Annotated in this window: 20 protein-coding genes; 17 read left to right on the top strand and 3 right to left on the bottom strand. The window is 61.9% G+C overall.

What is annotated here, in order from left to right; genetic code table 11:
• Positions 1 to 122: 122 nt before the first annotated feature.
• Positions 123 to 2,444: a response regulator gene (locus KX928_RS03640; RefSeq protein ID WP_219499044.1), complete on the top strand. Its 2,322-nt coding sequence runs from the start codon at positions 123 to 125 to the stop codon at positions 2,442 to 2,444.
• Here the strand turns inward: KX928_RS03640 and yaaA are convergent.
• The 3 genes from yaaA to KX928_RS03625 all read right to left on the bottom strand — a co-directional run bounded on the left by yaaA (position 2,429) and on the right by KX928_RS03625 (position 5,712).
• The gene (gene yaaA / locus KX928_RS03635) at positions 2,429 to 3,208 is read right to left on the bottom strand and encodes a peroxide stress protein YaaA (protein WP_219499042.1); all 780 of its coding nucleotides are present in this window, start codon (positions 3,206 to 3,208) and stop codon (positions 2,429 to 2,431) included. The genes KX928_RS03640 and yaaA overlap by 16 nt on opposite strands.
• A 55-nt stretch (positions 3,209 to 3,263) precedes the next feature.
• Positions 3,264 to 5,309 carry a DNA helicase RecQ gene (recQ, locus tag KX928_RS03630; protein ID WP_219499039.1) on the bottom strand — a complete coding sequence of 682 codons (2,046 nt, stop codon included), beginning with the start codon at positions 5,307 to 5,309 and terminating at the stop codon, positions 3,264 to 3,266.
• Between the two features lie 115 nt (positions 5,310 to 5,424).
• Positions 5,425 to 5,712 (bottom strand): YggT family protein, encoded by a 288-nt coding sequence (locus KX928_RS03625; protein WP_219499036.1) that lies wholly within the window; start codon positions 5,710 to 5,712, stop codon positions 5,425 to 5,427.
• Positions 5,713 to 5,868: 156 nt separating this feature from the next.
• On the opposite strand from KX928_RS03625, the gene KX928_RS03620 reads away from it, so the two are divergent.
• The 16 genes from KX928_RS03620 to KX928_RS03545 all read left to right on the top strand — a co-directional run bounded on the left by KX928_RS03620 (position 5,869) and on the right by KX928_RS03545 (position 21,616).
• A complete protein-coding gene (locus KX928_RS03620) occupies positions 5,869 to 7,236 on the top strand; it encodes an MFS transporter (RefSeq protein WP_219500083.1) in 1,368 nt (455 codons plus the stop codon).
• Positions 7,233 to 8,162 carry a penicillin-insensitive murein endopeptidase gene (mepA, locus tag KX928_RS03615; protein WP_219499033.1) on the top strand — a complete coding sequence of 310 codons (930 nt, stop codon included), beginning with the start codon at positions 7,233 to 7,235 and terminating at the stop codon, positions 8,160 to 8,162. Before KX928_RS03620 ends, mepA begins: the two co-directional genes overlap by 4 nt.
• On the top strand, positions 8,141 to 9,058 hold the full coding sequence (locus tag KX928_RS03610) for an esterase-like activity of phytase family protein (RefSeq protein WP_219499030.1): 918 nt from the start codon (positions 8,141 to 8,143) through the stop codon (positions 9,056 to 9,058). Before mepA ends, KX928_RS03610 begins: the two co-directional genes overlap by 22 nt.
• An 87-nt stretch (positions 9,059 to 9,145) precedes the next feature.
• Positions 9,146 to 9,766 (top strand): queuosine precursor transporter, encoded by a 621-nt coding sequence (locus KX928_RS03605; RefSeq protein ID WP_219499027.1) that lies wholly within the window; start codon positions 9,146 to 9,148, stop codon positions 9,764 to 9,766.
• 258 nt (positions 9,767 to 10,024) lie between these two features.
• On the top strand, positions 10,025 to 10,390 hold the full coding sequence (locus KX928_RS03600) for a VOC family protein (RefSeq protein WP_219499024.1): 366 nt from the start codon (positions 10,025 to 10,027) through the stop codon (positions 10,388 to 10,390).
• A gap of 9 nt (positions 10,391 to 10,399) precedes the next feature.
• The gene (gene arfB / locus KX928_RS03595; RefSeq protein WP_219499021.1) at positions 10,400 to 10,822 is read left to right on the top strand and encodes an alternative ribosome rescue aminoacyl-tRNA hydrolase ArfB; all 423 of its coding nucleotides are present in this window, start codon (positions 10,400 to 10,402) and stop codon (positions 10,820 to 10,822) included.
• Positions 10,823 to 10,922: 100 nt separating this feature from the next.
• Positions 10,923 to 11,816, top strand: a complete 894-nt coding sequence (locus KX928_RS03590) for a DMT family transporter (RefSeq protein WP_219499018.1) — start codon at positions 10,923 to 10,925, stop codon at positions 11,814 to 11,816.
• A gap of 206 nt (positions 11,817 to 12,022) precedes the next feature.
• On the top strand, positions 12,023 to 13,342 hold the full coding sequence (locus KX928_RS03585; protein ID WP_219499015.1) for an ABC transporter substrate-binding protein: 1,320 nt from the start codon (positions 12,023 to 12,025) through the stop codon (positions 13,340 to 13,342).
• A 105-nt stretch (positions 13,343 to 13,447) separates the two neighbouring features.
• Positions 13,448 to 14,395 carry a carbohydrate ABC transporter permease gene (locus KX928_RS03580; RefSeq protein ID WP_219499013.1) on the top strand — a complete coding sequence of 316 codons (948 nt, stop codon included), beginning with the start codon at positions 13,448 to 13,450 and terminating at the stop codon, positions 14,393 to 14,395.
• 118 nt (positions 14,396 to 14,513) lie between these two features.
• On the top strand, positions 14,514 to 15,455 hold the full coding sequence (locus KX928_RS03575; RefSeq protein WP_219499008.1) for a carbohydrate ABC transporter permease: 942 nt from the start codon (positions 14,514 to 14,516) through the stop codon (positions 15,453 to 15,455).
• A gap of 94 nt (positions 15,456 to 15,549) precedes the next feature.
• Positions 15,550 to 15,738 (top strand): hypothetical protein, encoded by a 189-nt coding sequence (locus KX928_RS03570; protein ID WP_219499002.1) that lies wholly within the window; start codon positions 15,550 to 15,552, stop codon positions 15,736 to 15,738.
• Positions 15,739 to 15,742: 4 nt separating this feature from the next.
• A complete protein-coding gene (locus tag KX928_RS03565; protein WP_219499001.1) occupies positions 15,743 to 16,840 on the top strand; it encodes an ABC transporter ATP-binding protein in 1,098 nt (365 codons plus the stop codon).
• Complete coding sequence (locus KX928_RS03560) at positions 16,833 to 17,828, top strand: ABC transporter ATP-binding protein (protein WP_219498999.1); 996 nt, start codon at positions 16,833 to 16,835, stop codon at positions 17,826 to 17,828. The genes KX928_RS03565 and KX928_RS03560 overlap by 8 nt, the downstream gene beginning before the upstream one ends.
• Before the next feature lie 14 nt (positions 17,829 to 17,842).
• The gene (locus tag KX928_RS03555; protein ID WP_219498997.1) at positions 17,843 to 19,477 is read left to right on the top strand and encodes a dihydroxyacetone kinase subunit DhaK; all 1,635 of its coding nucleotides are present in this window, start codon (positions 17,843 to 17,845) and stop codon (positions 19,475 to 19,477) included.
• 8 nt (positions 19,478 to 19,485) lie between these two features.
• Positions 19,486 to 20,577 (top strand): LacI family DNA-binding transcriptional regulator, encoded by a 1,092-nt coding sequence (locus KX928_RS03550; RefSeq protein WP_219498996.1) that lies wholly within the window; start codon positions 19,486 to 19,488, stop codon positions 20,575 to 20,577.
• Entirely contained in the window at positions 20,564 to 21,616 is a 1,053-nt protein-coding gene (locus tag KX928_RS03545) for a sugar phosphate isomerase/epimerase family protein (RefSeq protein ID WP_219498994.1), read from the top strand. Before KX928_RS03550 ends, KX928_RS03545 begins: the two co-directional genes overlap by 14 nt.
• Positions 21,617 to 21,618: the final 2 nt, after the last annotated feature.

Below are 21,618 nucleotides of genomic sequence, written 5' to 3'. Positions count from 1 at the left end.
TACCACCCTTCGCCATGCCCATGGCAAGGGCAATCCCCTTGCAAACAAGGCTCAAATTAAACAGATGTTCACCACATCTGTGGGATCATGCGCGCCCAAGGATAGGAAATGCCGGTGATCGTATGAGTCTCGCCAATAAACTGGCCGAGGAACGACGTGGCAGATTGGCTGCAGAACGCCTGCTTGAACTCAAGCAGGCGGAGCTTTTTGCCGCCAACCGAAAACTCGGGGAACACGCCAAGGCCCTGTCGCACGAAATCGTCGAAACCCGGGCCGAAGTGGCGACTGTACGCGATGAAAACCAGCGTGTGAAATCCGACCTGTCGGCGGCGCACGAAAAGATCGAACTGGTCGAGCGGCGCCTCTGGCATTCGATTGAAACCATCAACGACGGGTTTGCCTTTTTCACACCGGATCTGGAAATGATCATGGCCAACCGCTCCTACCTCGCCGTGTTCGACAAGCTCGAAGAAATCCAGCCGGGCGTGAGCTATGTGACCATTTTGCAGGTCCTGACCGATGAGGGGATCGTCAACACCGGCGATACCTCTCCCGCCGCCTGGCGCCAGATGATGATCGAGCGGGTGCAATCGCCACATCCGGAACCGGTCATCATCCGCCTGTGGAACGGCGAATACATCAAGATGATCGACCAGCGCGGCCCGGATGGCGATATCATTTCGCTGGGTCTCAACATCACCGCGACGGTCAAATACGAGGAGAAACTGAAAGCGGCACGCGAAAGCGCGGAAATCGCCAACCGCGCCAAATCCGCGTTCCTTGCCAACATGAGCCACGAGATCCGCACTCCGATGAATGGCGTTGTCGGCATGGCGGATGTGCTGGGCGACACGCCCTTGAGCGAGGAACAGCGCCTGTATGTCGACACCATCAAGAATTCCGGCGAAGCGTTGCTCGTCATCATCAACGACGTTCTGGATTACTCCAAAATAGAGGCGGAGCGTCTGGACCTGCACCCCGAACCCTTCGACCTCGAACAATCCATCCTCGAAATCATCATGCTGTTGCAATCCACCGCCAAGGACAAGGGGCTGGACCTGATCCTCGACTATGACCTGATGCTGCCATCGCGCTTCGTCGGCGATCCCGGGCGGATGCGCCAGATTCTGACGAACCTGCTCGGCAATGCGGTCAAGTTTACCCAGCAGGGGCATGTCACGGTCAAAGTGCGCGGCACGCCGGATGCGCAGACCGGCAAGATCGCGCTGAGCGTCACGGTCGAAGATACCGGTATCGGCATCGCGGAGGACATGATCGAGCATGTTTTCGGCGAATTCAACCAGGTGGAGAACGAACGAAACCGTCAGTTCGACGGCACTGGCCTCGGGCTGGCGATCACCAAGCGTCTGATCAAGATGATGGGCGGACGTATCTGGCTGACCTCGGAGGAAGGGGTCGGGTCCTGCTTCGGGTTCGAGATCTCGTTTGATGCGCCCGACGGCCTGCAGGCCGCGCACCCTGCCTTGCCCGCGACGCTGCGGCACGTGATGGTCGTGGATGACTTCGAACCCAGCCGCATCGTCCTGCGCCGGCAGATCGAAGAGCTTGGCCTGAAGGCGACGGCCTGCGAGGACGCGGCCAGTGCTTTGGCCCTGCTCGACCGCACGGTGGATGTTGTGCTGGTCGATCACATCATGCCCGAAATGAACGGTGTGGATTTTGCGCGGACCGCCCGCGACGCCGGCCACGCCATGCCGATTTACCTGCTCAGTTCAAACGTCGGTCACGCCCACGCGGAGTCTGCCACCGGCGTGGTGAATGCGATCTCGCAAAAACCCTTGCCCCGCCGCGACGTGATGCACTGGCTTTCCGCAGGTGCCGCCGCACCGACCGACACAGACCCCAACGCGATGCCCGACCTTCCGCTGCCGACCTTTTCGCACCGTCGCAGCCCCGATGCAGAAAAGCCGCCTGTGGCCGGGAGCATGGATATCCCGGCAGATAGTCCCGCAGACACCCCGGACACCTCGGACACATCGGCAGCCGACACCCCGAAAGAGGCGCGCCGCATGCGGGTGCTGGCCGCCGAAGACAACAAGACGAACCAGCTGGTTCTGCGCAAGATGCTCAAGGATTTCGATATCGACCTGACCTTTGCCAACGACGGGGTCGAGGCGGTCGAGGCCCATGGCAGCTTTGACCCCGACCTGATCTTCATGGATATCTCGATGCCCCGCATGGATGGCAAGGAGGCGACACAGACCATCCGACGGCAAGAGCAGGAGACCGGCCGCCATGTGCCGATCATTGCGCTGACGGCGCACGCGATGCAGGGGGATAACAAGGATATTCTGGCGGTCGGGCTGGATCACTACATGTCAAAACCCGTGCGGAAGGCTGAGATGCACGCCCATATTCTGAACTATTGCCCTGCCGACGCGATGCATCCGCGCCCTGATATGCCGGATCAGGAAGCCGGGTAGGGCCGCACGAAAACCGGCCGGTCCGCTTCGGACAACGACGGCTCATAGGCATAGCCACCCTCGCCGAATTGCAGCACGTCCTGGGGGTCCTGCAGCCTGTTCTGAATGACGTAACGGGCCATCGCGCCGCGGGCTTTCTTGGCAAAGAAGCTGACAATGCGCGGGCCCTTGCCATCGTCCTTATCCTCCATGAAGGACGGTGTGATCACGCGCAGTTTCAGCGCCTTGGGGGCCACGGCACCAAAATATTCCTGGCTGGCGCAATTGATCAGCACATCGGTGCCCAGCGCGTCGGCCTGCGCATTCAATGCCTTTGACAACCCGTCCCGCCAGTAATCGTACAGGGTCTTGCCACGCCGGGTCTTCAGCCTGCTGCCCATTTCCAGCCGGTACGGTTGAATGGCGTCGAGCGGGCGCAGCAATCCGTACAATCCCGACAGAATGCGCAGGTGATCCTGCGCCCATGCCATATCGGGCGCGTCCAGGCTGGTGGCCTCCAGCCCCTGATAGGTATCACCGGCAAACGCCAGTGCCGCGGGGCGCGTGATGTCGCGCGACGGATCATCGGAAAACGCGGCAAAGCGGTCACGGTTGAGCCGGGCCAGATCGTCGGACAGATCCATCAGCCCTTTCAGGTTGCCCAGCGTCAGGTTGCGCGCTGTCTTTGCCAGCCGCACCGCGTCCTCCTGGAACGCAGGCTCCGTCTTGGTCACATCGCGCTCTGCCCAGTCCAGCCGTTTGGCCGGTGAAATCACCACCAACATGTCGTGTATCCCCACTCTCTTTCATTCAGGCTCAACGCCTTGCTTGTCACGGGACTTAGCCCGCCTCCCGCAGCACGTCCAGAAACGCGGGGCCAAATCGTTCCGCGCGCCTGTCCCCCAGAACCCGCAACAGGGCCGAGGCATCCGCATTCCGCAGCTGCGCCACCTTGGCGAGCAGCGAGGCCGAACAGCTCAGCGGTTTTTCAACGCCGCCTTCGCCCCGCGCCAGATCGGCCTGAACAGCCAGCAGCCGGTCATAGACCGACCCCGCCTCGCGACCGGCCAGCTTGCGCCGCGTCGGGTGCATCTGCTCAACTTCGCCAACGATCACTTCGAGGAAGGCGGCGCCATAGCGCTCCAGTTTCTTGGCGCCCACACCCGAGACATGCGCCATCGAATCCAGCGTTTGCGGGCGGGTTTCCGCCATTTCGATCAGGGTGCGGTCCGTGAAGATGACGTAAGCCGGCACCTTGGAGGCCTCTGCAAAGGACCGCCGTTTGGCCTTCAACGCCGACAGCAGCGGGGCGTCTTCGTCCGACACCATCGCCTTGACCGCCGGACGCCGTGTCGCGGCAGCCGCACGGATACTGTCCCGGCGCAGGGCAATCGTCGCCTCCCCCCGTAGGATCGGCAGCGCTGCATCCGTCATCCGCAACGCCCCATGTCGGTCCGGATCGGGACGCACGAGGTCATGCCCCATCATCTGCCGAAAAATCGCCTGCCACTGGCGGCGATCATACTCCTTCCCCACGCCATAGGTTGGCAGCGACTGGTGCCCGCGCTGCCGGATCTTGTCGGTTTCATTGCCGATCAGGATGTCGATCAGATGCCCGGCGCCAAACCATTCCTCGGTCCGCAGGATCGCCGACAGCGCCTTGCGAACAACGGTCGTGCCGTCGAAAACATCCGCGGGCCGGTCACACAGATCACAGTGGCCACAGGTGACGTCGGTCTCGCCGAAATAGCCCAGCAGCGTTTTCCGGCGGCATGTCAGCGCCTCCGCCAGACCCAGCAGCGCGTTCAGCCGCCCATGATCGGTCACCCGACGCTCGGGCGGGGCCAGCCCCTCGTCAATCTGTGACCGGCGCAGCCGGATGTCTTCGGGGCCAAAGAGCGTCAGCGTTTCCGCAGGCGCGCCATCGCGCCCGGCGCGGCCGATCTCCTGGTAATAGGCCTCGATGGATTTCGGCAGATCGGCATGCGCCACCCAGCGGATGTCCGGCTTGTCGATACCCATGCCAAAAGCCACCGTGGCCACGACAATCAGACCATCTTCACGCTGGAACCGGGTCTCGGCGATGCGGCGGTCTTCGGCCTCCATGCCGCCGTGATAATGCAACGCCGCATGTCCCGCGTCGCGCAGCGCGGTGGCCAGCGCCTCCGTCTTGGCGCGGGTTCCGCAATAGACGATCCCGGATTGCCCCTTGCGGGCGGCGGCAAAAGCCAGAATCTGCTGGCGCGGCCCGTCCTTGGCGGCAAAGGTCAAATGGATGTTCGGGCGGTCAAACCCCTGCAGAAAGCTGCGCGGGGCCTCCCCGTCAAAAAGCTTCTGGACGATCTCCGCCTGCGTCTCGGTGTCTGCCGTGGCCGTGAAAGCCGCCAGCGGCACATCCAGATCCCGCCGCAGCGCCCCGATGCGCAGGTAGTCGGGCCGGAAGTCATGGCCCCACTGGCTGACGCAATGCGCCTCGTCCACCGCAATCATCGACACCCCCGCGCGGCGCAACAGACCCACGGCGGACCCGGCGGCCAGACGTTCCGGCGCCATGTACAAAAGCTTCAGGGTGCCGGCTTCCAGCGCGTCAAACACCGCGTCGGTCTCCTCGGGGGTGTTGCCGGAGGTCAGCGCCCCGGCCTGCACACCCGCTTCCTGCAGCGCGCGCACCTGGTCGCGCATCAGGGCGATCAGCGGCGAGATGACAACCGTCACACCATCGCGCAGCAGGGCAGGCAATTGAAAACAAAGGGATTTACCGCCACCCGTGGGCATGATCGCAAGGACGTTTTCGCCCCGGCTTACCGCTGCGACAATCTCGGCCTGCCCCGGCCGAAAATCGTCAAACCCAAATACATCCTGTAACAGCGTGGCAGCGCCTGACATGCGGGAACCTTAAAATTGTCTGCTCTTTTTTATGCAGACTCCCACACTAAAGAATCGTGAACAAGGCCCGTCGTGCCGGTTCTGTCAGAAAGTGACCGGGGCGGGGCCGATCGGGCTACAGGAACAGCGCGTAGTTGTTCACAAGGATGATCCGCAGCGCCGCAACGCCGATCAGCACGGCCAGCGGGGCAAGATCGATCCCGCCCAGCGGTGGCAGAATGCGCCGGACGGGCGCGTAGATCGGTTCGAGTATCCGGTTCAGCCCGTACCAGATCTGTGCCACCAGCTGCTGGCGCGTATTGAGCACCTGAAAGTTGATCAGCCAGCTCATGATCACATGCGCGATGATGAAGAACCACAGCACATTGAGCAGCAGCATCAGGATTTGGAACAGGGATTGCATCGACAGACCTCTTTTTGCGTCGCTGCTCAGTTAAGCAAGGCCATCCCAATAAGCAAGGGCGGCCGTGGTGTCTTGGTTGACCCGGCCCAAAGCTTTACTTGCCTGAACCCGCCCGGCCTGATCTACCTTGGGCAAAGCAGTGATACAGGCAATCCGATGATCAGCCCGCGACGACGCATCTGGGGGTGGTATTTCTTTGACTGGGCCAGCCAGCCCTATAACACCCTGTTGCTGACGTTCATCTTTGGTCCCTATTTCGCGCAGACCGCCACCGCGTCTCTGGTGGCGGAGGGCATGGATGTCGGCGCCGCCAAGGCGCAGGCGCAGGCTTACTGGGGCTACGGGTTGACCACCGCGGGGATCGTCATAGCGCTTCTGGCCCCGGTCCTGGGCGCGGTCGCAGACAGCTCCGGCAAACGCCTCCCCTGGGTGTGGTTCTTTTCGGCGCTCTATGTAATTGGCGCGGGCGCGCTGTGGTGGACCGCCCCGCAAGGGTTCTCGATCTTCTGGGCGCTGTTCTTTTTTGGCCTCGGCCTGATCGGGATGGAATTTGCAACGATCTTCACCAATTCCTTCCTGCCCGAACTGGTGGACAGCAAGGACGAGCGGGGCCGGATCTCGGGCTCGGGCTGGGCTTTTGGCTATGTCGGCGGCGTTGTCGCTCTCGTCATCATGATCGCCTTCTTTCAGGCGGGCGAGACCGGGCGCACCATGGCGGGTATGAAACCGCTGTTCGGCCTGACCCCCGAGACCGGTGCCGACACCCGTATCGTGGGGCCGTTGACGGCGGTGTGGTTCGCGCTCTTCATGATCCCGTTTTTCCTCTATGTTAAAGACCCCGCCAGCCCGCAGGCCAGCACCTACAGGCTGGGGGCGGGGTTGCATGACCTGCTGCAAACGCTCAAAGGCCTGCCCCAACATCCCTCCCTGCTGGCCTACCTGGGATCGTCGATGTTTTACCGCGACGCCCTGAACGGCCTTTATACCTTCGGCGGCATCTATGCGCTGGGCGTGCTCAACTGGTCAATCATCGACATCGGCATTTTCGGCATCGTCGCAGCGATCAGCGGTGCGGTGTTCTGCTGGGTTGGCGGGCGTATCGACCGGCGCATCGGGCCAATGCCGGTCATCGTGACCTGCTGCGTGGTGCTGGTTCTGACCTCGGGGCTGATCATCTCCCTGACCCCGACATCCGTTCTGGGCATCGCCCTGCCGGCCGGCTCGGCGCTGCCGGATATCACCTTCTTCGTAGCGGGCGCCATGATCGGGGCGGCGGGCGGTGTTCTGCAGGCCTCCTCGCGCAACATGCTGACCCATCAGGCGAACCCGGACCGCATGACCGAGGCCTTCGGATTATATGCGCTCTCGGGCAAGGCCACATCGTTTCTGGCCCCCGCGCTGATTGCCATCGCCAGTGATCTGAGCGGCAGTCAGCGTCTGGGAATAGCACCTGTCGCCGGGCTGTTCATTCTTGGGCTCATCCTGCTAGCATGGGTCAAACCGAAAGGAGATTTTACCACATGAAGCTCCGCCTTTTCGCCGTCACCGCAGCATTTGGTCTCGGGCTGGCCGCCTGTTCGGACGGACCGCCGCAATCCCGGTCGCAGGCCTCCGTGATCCTGCCCACCATCGGCACATCCGGACACGCCAAGAGCACCCAACCTGCAAAGCAGCTCTTCGGGGCGAAATCGGCAGGGTCTTCGAGCGCGCCCGCGCCTTACGGCAGCTATGCAAAAGGATGCCTTGCCGGGTCCGAACGGCTGGCTGAAACGGGCCCGACATGGCAGGCGATGCGGCTGTCGCGCAATCGCAACTGGGCGCATCCGGAAACTGTGGATTACGTGAGGAAACTGAGCGCGAAGGCCGCGGCTCTGCCGGGATGGAACGGGCTTTATGTCGGCGATTTAAGCCAACCGCGCGGCGGCCCGATGCTGTCAGGCCACGCCAGCCACCAGATCGGCCTTGATGCGGATATCTGGCTGCGCCGGGCAGACAACCTTGCGCTCTCGGCAGCAACTCGCGAAAGCATCTCTTCCATATCCATGCGCCGCAACAAGGGTGCATTCGTGAATGACAACTGGACACCCGCCCATCACGAACTTCTCAAGGCGGCAGCATCCGACCCCCGCGTTGCGCGGATCTTCATCTTTCCCGGGGCGAAGGTGCAGATGTGCAAGGATGCCAGGGGTGATCGCAGCTGGCTGCGCAAAATCAGACCCTGGTACGGGCACCACTATCATTTCCACGTGCGGCTGGCCTGCCCCGCCGGGGCGCGCGGCTGCGTGGATCAGGCCCCACCGCCCGCCGGTGATGGCTGCGCCGATGCGCAGGCCTGGGTCAACAACATCCTCAACCCGCCGCCGCCGGACCCCAACGCGCCCAAACCCAGACCAAAACGCGAAATTCTGCTCGCCGATTTGCCCGCGCAATGCGCCGCAGTCTTGCAATAGCCGTCATCTGCGTGATGGCCGTTGCCCCGGTCTTCGCGCTGCATCCTCCGCCCCCGCCCCCGGCCACCGCGGCCGGGGATCAGCCGGCGCAGCATCTGTCGACCTTTCGATGGCAGCATGACGAAGACTGGTTCGGCGGCTTCTCCGGTATCGAAGTGGATGCGGACGGGCACAGGTTTTACGCCGTGACGGACCGGGGGTACCTGGTGCGCGGACAACTCAACCGCGCAAGCGACAGGCTCTCGGGGGTCGAGGTTACCGCCGCGCGGCCGCTGGTCGATGACAAGGGACGGGTGCGGGAGTTCCCCCATACCGATGCCGAAGGTCTCGCGCTGGACCCGCAGGGTCGGCTCAACGTCTCTTTTGAACATGCGCACCGGGTGTTGCGGTACGACACCTGGCAAAGCCCTGCCGCCTGGCCTTCCTACACCCGGTCATGGCGCGCCCTGCATCAGAACCGCGGGCTGGAAACGCTCTTCGTCGATGCCGATGGGGTGCTTTACGCGGTGCCCGAGGGGGTGTCCCGCGGAGCGTCCGAGGCGCTGGTTTACCGCCGCAAACCGGGACAGAAATGGGATCAGCCCTTCACGCTGGAACTGGAGGGCGACTTCGTACCAGTGGGCGGCGACATCGGCCCGGACGGGTTTTTCTACCTGCTGGAGCGGGATTTTTTCCGGCTCAAATTCCGCAGCCGCGTCCGCCGTATGGCGCTCACGCCAAGGGGGTTCGGCGCATCGGAAACGCTGCTGGAAACCCCGCTGCGGCGGCATGGCAACGTGGAGGGACTCGCGGTCTGGGAGGATGCCGCGGGCCGAACCCGGCTGACGATGATCTCGGATGACAACTTCCTGCCGGTCCTGCGCACCGATATTATCGAATATGTCGTGAACGACTGACTTGCGCTTGGCGTGATTACTGCCTAAAGACCGCGCGTCTGGCCTTGTCAGACCAAGTGCCGCACCCTTGCCAAAACGGATACTCATATGACACGCGCTCACCTTCCCGGCATTCTTGCCATGGCCGCCATCGTGGTGGCCTCCAACATTCTTGTGCAATTCCTGTTTGGCCAATGGCTGACATGGGGGGCATTCACCTACCCTCTCGCCTTTCTGGTCACCGATGTGATGAACCGCGTCTATGGCGCCGCCGCCGCGCGGCGCGTGGTGCTTGTCGGCTTTGGTGTCGGGTTGATCTGTTCGCTGATCGGCACGCAGATCATGGGCGAATTCGGCCCGCTGGTCACCCTGCGCATCGCGATCGGCTCCGGCATCGCGTTTCTGACCGCCCAGTTGCTGGATGTCGCGATCTTTTCCGCCCTGCGCGATGGCCGCTGGTGGCGCGCGCCGCTGGCCTCCACGCTGATCGGCAGCACGGTGGACACCGCGCTGTTCTTCACCATCGCCTTCTCCGCCAGCCTGATCTGGATCGAACCCGGCAACGACGTCAGCTGGGCGGGCGACGTGCTCCCGGTTCTCGGTGTCGGCCCGGCCGCACCGCTTTGGGTATCGCTGGCCGTGGCGGACTGGTCCGTGAAACTGGCCCTCGCATTGTTGGCGCTGGTCCCCTTCCGCGTGATCACCACCCGGCTGAGCCCCGCGCATTAACGAAAAAACGCTTGGTGATTTCCGAAAGCTGTGCGACGATTCTTCCAACGTCAACAGATAGGTAAAGGAGGTGATCCAGTGTCAAGAAAGGTATTGGAGCGAGGTGTCGGAACAGCTTTGGAGGTCGCCTGCTGAGGCAGCCCTTGATGGGCAGACTACCAGAGTGGATTTCGGTCTAACCGATTCCCCTCCTCAGACCATTCGATGGGGCCGCACCAACACAGTGCGGCCCTTTTTCATGATCGAAGAGTGAGAAACATGACATCACCGGTGCTCGGCAGTTTAATTCTCTACACGTCGAAGATTGACGAGATGGCCGCATTTTACCGTGATCATTTCGGCTATGTGCGGCACGACGTTCCGGGTGACAGGATTGTCGAGATGCAGCCCGGCGATACCGGCCCCGCCCTGCTTCTGCACAAGGCCGCCAAGGGTCAGCGACAGGGTCAGTCCACCGTCAAGCTGGTGTTCGCCGTTGCCGATGTCGCTGCATTTTGTGACGACCGCAGTGCCCGGGGCCTGACCTTTGGCCCCTTGCACCAGGCTGACGGCTATGTTTTTGCCAATACCAAGGACCCGTCTGGCAATTCCGTCAGCGTGTCGGGTCGCTTTGCGAACGGGTAGGATCCGCACATGCTGCAGATCAACAAGGACATCGAAATTCAGGATTGGGAACTGACCGAAAGCTTCATGCGGGCATCGGGTCCCGGGGGGCAGAACGTCAACAAGGTGTCCTCCGCCGTGGAACTGCGGTTCGAGGCGGAGCGCTCACCATCCCTGCCCGCGCCGGTCAAAACCCGGCTTAAACGGCTGGCCGGGCGGCGCTGGACCGTCGATGGGGCGCTTGTCCTGCAATGCGACGAAACCCGCAGTCAGGCGCGCAACCGGGAAATCGTCCGCAAACGACTGGCCGATATGATCCGCAAGGCCCTTGTCGCCCCGAAAAGGCGCATCGCGACACGGCCCACCCTGGGGTCGAAGAAACGCCGCCTGAAAGACAAGAAAGTGCGCGGCGAGGTCAAAGCCATGCGTGGGCGTGTTGATCCCGACGGCTAGGGTGTGGTCAACCCCGATCACGAAAACGCTGCCGCGCACGAATTAGACTGGCGGCTTTTCGGGTTTGGGCTAGGGTGCCGCGCAACACCTCCGAGGCCGCATGCACCCCAACCGCACCACCCTGGCAATAGCATATTCCCTGATAGCGCTCCTGCTTTTCGATCTGATGGGCCTTGTGATCAAGCACCTGTCACCCGATTATTCCGCGGCCGAACTCTCCGCCTATCGCAATTTATGCGGGCTGATCCCGTCTGTTCTGGCACTGTACTCCTCCTCCGCGTGGCGTGCAGCCGGACGGCGCCTGCACATCCGGCAATGGCCGCTGGCGATGATGCGGGGGGTGATCCTGACCTTCGCGCAATTCGCCTTTTACCTGTCCCTGGGCATACTCAGCTTTGCAACCGCCAGCTCGATTACCTACGCCAACGCGCTTTTCATGACCGCGCTGGCCGTGCCCCTGCTGGGCGAGAAAGTCGGATACCTGCGCTGGAGCGCCGTGCTGGTCGGTTTCGCCGGCGTTATGCTGATCGTAAAGCCGGGCAGCGATACCTTTGCGCCCGCGGCCCTTCTGCCCCTGATTTCCGCGGTTCTCTATGCCCTGGCCGGTATCACTGCGCGCATGGTTGACGCCGATGTGCCATCGGCGCTGATCAATCTTTATTCGACGGCCGTGGCCGCGATCGGGGCGCTGATCCTCGCGCTGGCGACCGGGGGCTTCAGCCCCATCGCTCATACAACCGATATCGCCTGGATTCTGGCGATGGGCGGATTTGGCGGCACCGCCGTCCTGTTCCTGGTGGTCTCCTACCGCATGACCGAGCAAAGCAACCTCGCGCCGTTCAGCTACTTCGGCATCCCGATGGCCTTCGTTCTGGGGTGGATCTTCTTCGACGAAGCCCCCTGGTCGGAACTCTTTCCCGGCGCGCTTCTGATCGCCTTCGGCGGGTTGATGATTGTCTGGCGCGAGCGGCAATTGCGGCAGCGCAGCGTCTGATCCGGCCGGGTCACCGCGCTCTTCACCATGTGGATTTCGCCACCCCGGAAAAATACTTTTCATTTCTTATCATTTACTTGCGCCAATAAAAGAGGTACGTCCCTCAAAAATCAATCGACATGAGGTACGTCCCTCATTTAGCCTTCGAGTGTCTGAAAACCGAATCGGCATGGACCGGTCGGAAACGACACCTAGGGAGGAACCACATGAAACATTCGAAACTGACAACGGTCAGCGCATTGAGCCTCGCCGTCGCGGGTTTGGGCGGAGCCGCGCAAGCCGATGACCTGACACTGTGCTGGGCCGCATGGGACCCGGCGAATGCTCTGGTCGAACTCAGCAAGGAATTCGAGGCCCAGTCCGGCCACAACATGAGCTTCGAATTCATTCCATGGCCCAATTTCGCCGACCGCATGCTCAACGAGCTGAACTCGGGCGGCAAGCTTTGCGACCTGCTGATCGGCGACAGCCAGTGGATCGGCGGTGGCGCCGAAAACGGCCATTATGTCAAGCTGAACGATTTCTTCGATGCCGAGGGCATTTCGATGGACGATTTCGCCGAAGCGACCGTCTACGCCTATTCCACCTGGCCCAAGGGTACGCCGAACTACTACGCGCTGCCTGCGATGGGCGATGCCAACGGCTGGTTCTACCGCAAGGACTGGTTCGCGCGGGACGACATTCGTGCCGCCTTCAAGGAGGCCACGGGGCGTGAGCTGGGCGAGCCGAAGTCACAAAAGGAACTGCTGGAAATCGCGCAGTTCTTCCAGGGCCGCGAGATTGACGGCCAGACCGTCTATGGCGCTGCGATCTTTACCGAGCGGGGCTCGGAAGGCATCACCATGGGCGTGACCGGCGCGCTTTACCCTTGGGGTTTCAAATATGAAAACACCCCCGGTTCCTACGATATGGAAGGCGCGGTAAACTCACCAGAAGCGGTTGAGGCCCTTGAATTCTATAAAGAATTCTACGAAACAGCGACACCGCCCGGCTACACCAACTCCTACATGGGTGAATCGCTGGACGCGTTCAAATCCGGTCAGGTGGCCATGGCGATGAACTGGTTTGCCTTCTTCCCCGGCCTCTACGCGGACCCCGATACCGGCGGCGAGAAGATCGACTTCTTCGTGAACCCGCCGCAAAATCAGGAAGGCTCCACGCTTGGCGGCCAGGGCATCTCGGTTGTCGCCTATTCCGACAAGCAGGAGGCCGCTCTTGAATACATCAAGTGGTTCGCCGACCCGGCGGTTCAGCAGAAATGGTGGGATCTGGGAGGATACTCCGCGCATAAGGCAGTGCTGGAAAGCCCCGACTTCCCGGACTCGGCGCCCTTTGCGGGTGACTTCCTCGAGGCCATGGGCGCGGTGCAGGACTTCTGGCAGGAACCTGCCTACGCGGAACTGCTGATCGCGATGCAGAAACGCATGCACGACTACATCGTGGCAGATCAGGGCACCGCACAGGAAGCCCTTGATAAGCTGATCGAGGACTGGACCGAAGTCTTCGAGGACGAAGGCAAGCTCTGACACCGAAGATCCCGGCGTCATGCCGGGGCCTTTGCGCCCAAGGGCCGTTCCGAACAGCTGTTTGGAACGCGCCCCCCTTACACCCAAAATTCCCGGACCGACACCATGTCAGAGACACCGATGACCCGAGCCGCAAGCGCGACGCCACCCAGCGTCGCCCGCAGGATAAAAGGGCTCAGTGACCGCGCCATCGCCTGGATCTTCGTCGGCCCCACGATCTTCCTGCTGCTCGCGATCAACATCTTTCCGCTGATCTGGACGGTCCGGCTCAGCTTCACCGACTACAAGGCCAACCGCGCCGGGCGCGAGATTAAGAACGTCGGTTTTCGGAACTACGAACGCATCCTGAACGACAGCGATATCTGGCTGAACATGCAGGCAACCGCGCATTTCCTTTTCTGGACCATCTTCTTCCAGGTGCTCATCGGCTTCACACTGGCCTATCTGATCAACAAGAAATTCAAGGGCAACGATCTCTGGACCACGATCATCGTACTGCCGATGATGCTGTCACCCGCCGTTGTCGGCAATTTCTGGAAATTCCTCTACCAGCCGCAGATCGGGCTCTTCAACTACATCGTCGCCTTCTTCACCGGCAAGGACCCCTCCAGCTTCGAAATGCTGGGGTCCGTGGACCTCGCCCCCTGGTCGATCGTGATCGTCGACACCTGGATGTGGACACCCTTCGTGATGCTGATCTGCCTCGCCGGGCTGCGCAGCATCCCCGATTACATCTACGAGGCGGCAGAGATCGACCGCGCCTCCAAGCTGCGCCAGTTCTTCACCATCACCATTCCCATGGTGCTGCCCTTCCTGATGCTCGCGGTGCTCTTCCGCGGTATCGAGAATTTCAAGATGTTCGACCTCGTGGTGCAGCTTACCGGGGGCGGGCCGGGGTCCACCACCGAACTCACCTCGATCAACCTCAAACGCGAGGCCTTCGAGAAATGGCGCACCGGCTACGCCTCGGCCTACGCCATTATCCTTTTCGTCACGGTCTTCGGTCTGGCGAGCATCTACGTCAAAGCCCTGAACAAGGTGAAGGAACGATGACCGCTCCCGCACCAACCCGCCCCCGCCTCTCTGGTTCGGAAATATCCCCGGGGGACGGCGCAAGCCGGGGGGCAGGCAGCCCCCTCCGCCCCTCGGCTTTCAACCGAAAGGCCAGATCATGAGCAGCTTCTCCGTCACCGAACCCAGCCCGCGCAGCAAATGGTTTGCCGGCACATTGGTCATCCTCTACGCACTGATCACAATGGTGCCGCTGGCCTGGATCATGCTGACCGGCTTCAAGACCCCGCCCGACAGCATCTCCTACCCGCCCAAGGTGTTTTTCGAGCCCTCCATGGAAGGCTACGTGAACCTCTTCACCACCCGCACCCGCGTGGGCCAGGAGGCGCTTGATGCCCTGCCCCCGCCCGACACATGGTACGAAGAGATCGTGCGCGAACGCGACATGGTCATCGCCGGTCCGTCGAAATTCGGCGAACGCTTCCTCAATTCCGTGATCATCGGCTTCGGCTCGACCTTCCTCAGCATCGTGCTGGGAACCCTCGCCGCCTATGCCTTCAGCCGGTTCAAGATCCCGCTGGCAGACGACCTGCTCTTCTTCATCCTCAGCACGCGCATGATGCCGCCCATTGCCGTCGCGATCCCGATCTTCCTGATGTACCGGCAGCTCGGCCTCAGCGACACGCACCTCGGCATGATCCTGCTCTACACGGCGGTCAATATCTCGCTGGCGGTCTGGCTGCTGAAAGGCTTCATCGACGAGATCCCGCGCGAATATGAAGAAGCCGCCCTCATCGATGGCTACACCCGCTTTCAGGCCTTCTACAAGGTGGTGCTGCCGCAGGCCGCCACCGGCATCGCCTCCACCGCAATTTTCTGCCTGATCTTCGCGTGGAACGAATACGCCTTCGCGGTGCTGCTGACCTCCGGCACGGCGCAGACCGCCCCGCCCTTCATCCCCACGATCATCGGTGTCGGCGGCCTCGACTGGCCCGCCGTGGCGGCAGGCGCCACGATCTTCCTGCTGCCGGTGATGATCTTCACCGTCGCCCTGCGCAAACACCTGCTGCGCGGCATCACCTTCGGAGCGGTGCGAAAATGAGACCTCAATGCGATTTTGATAAATATGCCAATGCGGTGCACGTCCGGTGCACAGTCTGTGCACAGGCATCACACCCCCCTGCGGAGGATCACTCATGAGCAATTTCCTCTCCGGCCTCCTGCGCCTGCGCCGCGGCCCCTGGGAGATCGTGGCCACCATCCTGATCGCCCTCGGGGTCTTCATGCTGATGCAACCCTTCGTGATGTGGGGCTTCACCTATTCCTTCATCATCACCCTTGTCGGCACGGTGATGTTCATCATCGTCAGCCACTTCCCGGAGTAACCCGTTGGCCCAGATCATCATCAAGAACGTCCGCAAGGAATTCGGCAATTTCACCGCCGTGAAGGAAAGCTCCTTCACCATCGAGGATGGCGAATTCTTCATGCTGCTGGGCCCGTCGGGCTGCGGCAAGACCACCACGCTGCGGATGATTGCCGGGCTGGAATTGCCGACATCCGGGGAAATCTACCTTGACGGAGAAGAGATCAGCCAGCGCCCCCCGTCACAGCGCGACATCGCCTTCGTCTTCCAGATGTTCGCGCTCTATCCGCATATGAACGTGCGCAAAAATCTGAGCTACCCGCTGGTAAGCCAGGGCATGCCTCGCGCTGCGGTCAAGGCCAAGGTCGAGGAGGTCGCGGGCATTCTGGGCATCGAAAAGATCCTCAACAAACCTGTGGGAGGTCTGTCGGGCGGCGACCGTCAGCGCGTGGCCCTCGGCCGTGCCATCGTGCGCGACCCCAAGGCCTTCATGATGGATGAACCGCTGGGCGCGCTCGATGCGGAGTTCCGCGAACATATGTCTGAAGAACTGCGCGCGCTACACGACCGGATGGGTGCCACCACGGTGTACGTCACCCACGACCAGCTCGAAGCCATGCAGATGGGCGACAAGATCGTGGTGATGAACAACGCGGTGGTCGAGCAGTTCGGCACCCCGCAGGAGATCTACGACAAGCCCGCGACCATGTTCGTGGCCGATTTCATCGGCTCTCCCTCGATGAACTTTCTGCGCTTTGACGGCTCCGTGGCGGAAGGGGCACAAGCGGTTGAAATGAATGGCCAATCCATGCAGGTTCCGCGCCAGTTGGAGGGCACAGCAGGCAAGCTGGTCTTTGGCGTCCGGCCCGAACATGTGACCCTCAGCGATGCCGGCGACTACCGCGGCGAGGTGCTCGCCACCGAATATCTCGGCACCACGCAGATCATCACGCTCGACACGCCGAACGGCGATCTGAAGGCCCGTGTCCCCGCGGGGCAGGTCGCCACCGTGGGCGAGAAGATCGGCCTCGGGTTCAAGCCCGACACGATCACTCTTTTCAACGAAAACTCCGGTCGCGCCTTGCGGTCGGACCTGAACAGGGAGGTGCTTTCCCATGGCTGAAGTTGTCCTGAAAGGCGTCTCCAAATCCTTCGGCGACACCGTCGGCGTGGCCGATATCGACATGATCATCCCGGATGGCGCCTTCGTGGTCTTGCTCGGCCCCACAGGTGCCGGAAAGACAACGACCCTGCGCCTGATTTCCGGTCTGGAAAAACTCGATCAGGGGGAGGTGTTCATCGGCGGCCGCAGGGTCAATGACGAAACCCCCGCGCAACGCGACGTGGCAATGGTCTTCCAGCAGTATTCGCTCTACCCGCATCTCAGCGTCCGCGAAAACCTTGCCTTTCCGCTGAAATCTCCGATCCTCAACACGCCCGAGGAGGAAATCATCCGCAAGGTGGAGGAAGTGGCATCGGTTCTGCAGATCACCCACAAGCTCGACAACAAGGCGACGGCGCTGTCGGGCGGAGAGATGCAGCGGGTGTCGATTGGCCGCGCGCTGGTGCGCGAGCCGCAGGTCTACCTGATGGACGAACCGCTCAGTTCGCTCGACGCCAAGCTGCGCACCGATCTGCGGATCGAACTCAAGCGCATTCAGGCCAACCTCGGGGCAACCATCCTTTATGTGACCCATGACCAGATCGAGGCGATGACCATGGCCACCCACGTGGGCGTGCTTGACGAGGGCCGTCTGGTGCAATTCGGCACGCCACGCGACATCTACGAGAATCCCAATTCCGTCTATGTCGCCTCGCGGCTGGGCCAGCCCCGGATCAATATCCTGCCCGGCGATCTCTTTGGCGCGGCACCCAAGGGCGCTCACCAGATCGGGCTGCGGCCCGAGCACGTGGCGCAGGGTGAAGGGCGCGCCGCACAGGTGGGCCGGGTTGAACATCTTGGCGATCACACGCGATTGCATCTGCGGCTGGACGGACACGATATCACGACGCTGGCAGACCCGCATGCGGACTACGAAGCAGGGGCCGAAATCAAGATCGCCCCGCGTGACCCGCTGTGCTTCGACGCGACCGGCAACAGAATATACTGAAGAAGGGGAGAGACATGGCGCAATTCATCAACAGCAAGGACTCGCTTGTTACCGATGCGATCGACGGGCTGCTCGCAACGTCGGGCGGTGCCCTCTACCGGCTCGACGGTTACCCTCACATCAAGGTTGTCTGCCGCAGCGACTGGGACAAATCCAAGGTGGCGCTGATCTCCGGCGGCGGGTCGGGCCACGAGCCCGCGCACGCGGGGTTTGTGGGCGAAGGCATGCTGACCGCCGCCGTTTGCGGTGAAGTCTTTGCCTCTCCTTCCGTGGATGCGGTGCTGGCCGGGATCCTCGCGGTCACCGGGGAGGCGGGCTGTTTGCTGATCGTCAAGAACTACACCGGCGACCGGCTGAACTTCGGCCTGGCGGCGGAACGGGCCCGCGCTTATGGCCTGAAGGTTTCGATGGTCGTGGTCGATGACGATATCGCCCTGCCCGACCTGCCGCAGGCACGCGGGGTGTCCGGTACCTTGTTCGTGCACAAGATCGCCGGTGCCCTTGCCGAAGACGGCGCCGACCTCGAAACCGTAACAGATGTCGCGACGCAGGTCGTCTCTGACACGGCCTCCATCGGCATGTCGCTCGATACCTGCACGGTGCCCGGCTCCGTCAAGGAGGACCGTATTGCGAAAGGCATGGCGGAACTCGGTCTTGGCATCCACGGCGAGGCCGGTGTGGAACAGGTCGATTTCAGCAATGCCGCCGCGGCGATGGATATGGTTCTGGACAAGCTGCTGCCGCATATGACGGGCAAAACCCACGTGGCGTTGCTGAACAATCTTGGCGGAACCACCCCGCTGGAAATGTCCGTGCTGGCGCATACGCTTGTGACGTCCGGCAAATCAAAGGGGATCACAGCCGTGATTGGCCCGGCGCCGATGATGACGTCGCTGGACATGCATGGGTTTTCTGTATCGGTTCTGCCGCTGACCAGCGGCAACGGGGACGCGCTGAGCCGTGACATTCCATTGGCCGACTGGCCGGCGTTGGTGCCACTCGAAGAGGTTGTGGTCAAACCGCTGCCCGATGGCCTCAGCCCGATCCAGCCCATCCCCTCGGAAAACGTGAGGACCAGACGCGTTATCGAGACCTGTTGCGATCTGCTGATCGCGGCGGAGGCTGACCTGAACGCCCTGGATGCGAAATCGGGTGATGGCGACACCGGCAGTACCCTCTCCACCGCGGCGCGGGCGCTGAAGGGATCAATGGACCGCATGCCACTTGCCGATCTCACGCAGCTCTTTCGGGCCGTGGGCAACGAGTTGAGCCAGACGATGGGCGGGTCTTCCGGGGTCATTCTGGCGATCTTTTTCGGGGCCACCGGGGATGCCTGCGCCAACGGCAAGCCAACCGCCGATGCCCTGTTGACCGGATTGCACCGGATCAGCCAGGTGGGCGGGGCGAAACTGGGTGATCGCACGATGATCGATGCATTGCAGCCCGCGCTGGAAGCCTTGCCGCAGGGCATGGATGCGGCCGCGGCGGCCGCACGCACGGGCGCAGATGGCACGGCCTCCATGGGCCGGGCAAAGGCGGGCCGCGCCTCCTACGTTCCCGAAGAAAACCTGATTGGTCACAATGACCCCGGCGCAGAGGCCGTGGCGCGGCTCTTTGAAGGGCTCGTATCGGCGTTGCAAACTAACTGAAGGACACAATGAAGGTCAGCCGCGACACCCCATTGAACCCCACCGTGAACGACATTGCGCGTGTTGCGCAGGTCAGTCTCGCGACCGTGGACCGCGTGTTGAACGAACGCCCCGGCGTACGCAAGGTGACGGTGGAAAAGGTCAACCGGGCGATCGCACATCTGGGATATGTGCGCGACACCGCGGCGGCCAATCTTGCCCGCGGGCGGATTTACCGGTTCCTGTTCATACTGCCTGCCACGAACAATGAATTCGTCGACCTGCTGCAACAGCAGATCGGTGATCTGTCGCACGGGCTGAAGCGGGAGCGCACCCAGATTTCACACATGCGGGTGCCGGCTTTTGACCCCATGGCACTGGCCGAGGCGATCAATTCGCTTGACCCCGAAACCGTTGACGGCGTTGCGATTTTCGGCCCTGAAACCCCGTCGGTGCGCGACAGTATTTCCAAGCTCAGGCGGCATGGCGTGTCGGTGGTTTCCCTTGTTTCAGACATTCCAAGCTCGGAACGAAACACCTATGTGGGCATCGACAACGTCGCGGCGGGCCGGACAGCCGCACAGCTGATGGGGCGGTTCCTCGGCCCAGTGTCGGGAGAGATACTGGTCCTGACCGGCTCGATGCTGGCCCGCGATCATCTGGAGCGTCGCCTGGGATTTGACGAAGTGATCGCGCGCGACTTTCCCAATCTGGATGTCAAGGCGTCGCTTGAAGGTCGCGATGACCCGGACTTGATCGAAAAGCTGTTGCCGCAGGCCTTCGCCGGTGCCCGAAACGTCATCGGGATTTATTCCTCTGCCGCCGGCAACGCCGGGCTGGTTCGATATCTGGCACGGCATGTCAAACACCCGCCGCCCGTGATCATCGCGCATGAGTTGACGCCGCTGTCGCGCAGGGCATTGTCGGAGGGGTTGTTCGATGCGGTGATCAGCCAGGATTCCGGCCATCTGGTGCGCAGCGCTGTCCGGATCATGCGCGCCAACAACGACAACGTTCCGATCAACCTAGCTCAGGAGCGGATCAGGATCGACGTCTATCTCAAGGAAAATCTGCCGCCTGAAACCGGCGACCAACAGGGAGATCAGGATGAAAACCATTAAGGGACCAGCGCTGTTTCTGGCGCAATTTGCGGGCGATGAAGCGCCGTTTAACTCGTGGGACGCAATCACCCGATGGGCGGCCGATTGTGGGTACAAGGGGGTTCAGGTGCCAAGCTGGGACGGCAGGTTGTTCGATCTGGAAAAGGCCGCCGGCTCGAAAGACTATTGTGACGCATTCAAGGGGCAGGCAGCGGCCAACGGTGTCGAGGTCACGGAACTGTCGACCCATTTGCAGGGACAGTTGGTTGCGGTTCATCCCGCCTATGACGCGGGCTTTGACGGGTTCGCCGATCCGTCGGTTCACGGCAATCCAAAAGCCCGTCAGGAATGGGCCGTCGACCAGGTGATGAAAGCCATCAGTGCCTCTGCCAACATGGGCATCGCGGACCATGTATCCTTTTCCGGCGCGCTGGCATGGCCCTACATGTATCCCTGGCCGCAACGTCCTGCCGGGCTGGTGGAGGCGGCTTTCGACGAACTGGCCAAACGCTGGCGTCCGATCCTTGATCACGCTGAAGAGAAGGGTGTGAACATCTGCTACGAAATCCACCCGGGCGAGGACCTGCACGATGGTGTGACCTTCGAGATGTTCCTGGAGCGCGTCGACAATCATGCGCGCTGCAACATGCTTTATGATCCGTCGCACTTCGTCTTGCAGTGTCTCGATTACCTCGACCACATCGATATTTACAAGGACCGCATCAAGATGTTCCACGTCAAGGATGCGGAGTTCAATCCAACCGGTCGTCAAGGTGTCTATGGCGGCTACCAATCCTGGGTGGATCGGGCCGGACGGTTCCGGTCGCTCGGTGACGGGCAGGTCGATTTCGCCGCGATCTTTTCCAAAATGGCGGCCAACGATTTCGACGGCTGGGCCGTTGTGGAGTGGGAGTGCTGTCTCAAGCACCCCGAAGATGGTGCCCGCGAAGGGGCGGAATTTGTCAAAGATCACATCATCCGAGTCACCGAACGTGCGTTCGATGATTTTGCCGACAGCGGCACGGATGACGCTGCAAATCGCAAAATGCTGGGGATTTAACC

It is taken from the genome of Roseobacter insulae (assembly GCF_019375555.1).
Classification (GTDB): Bacteria; Pseudomonadota; Alphaproteobacteria; order Rhodobacterales; family Rhodobacteraceae; genus Roseobacter; species Roseobacter insulae.
This window is presented reverse-complemented; position numbering and strand designations above follow the sequence as displayed.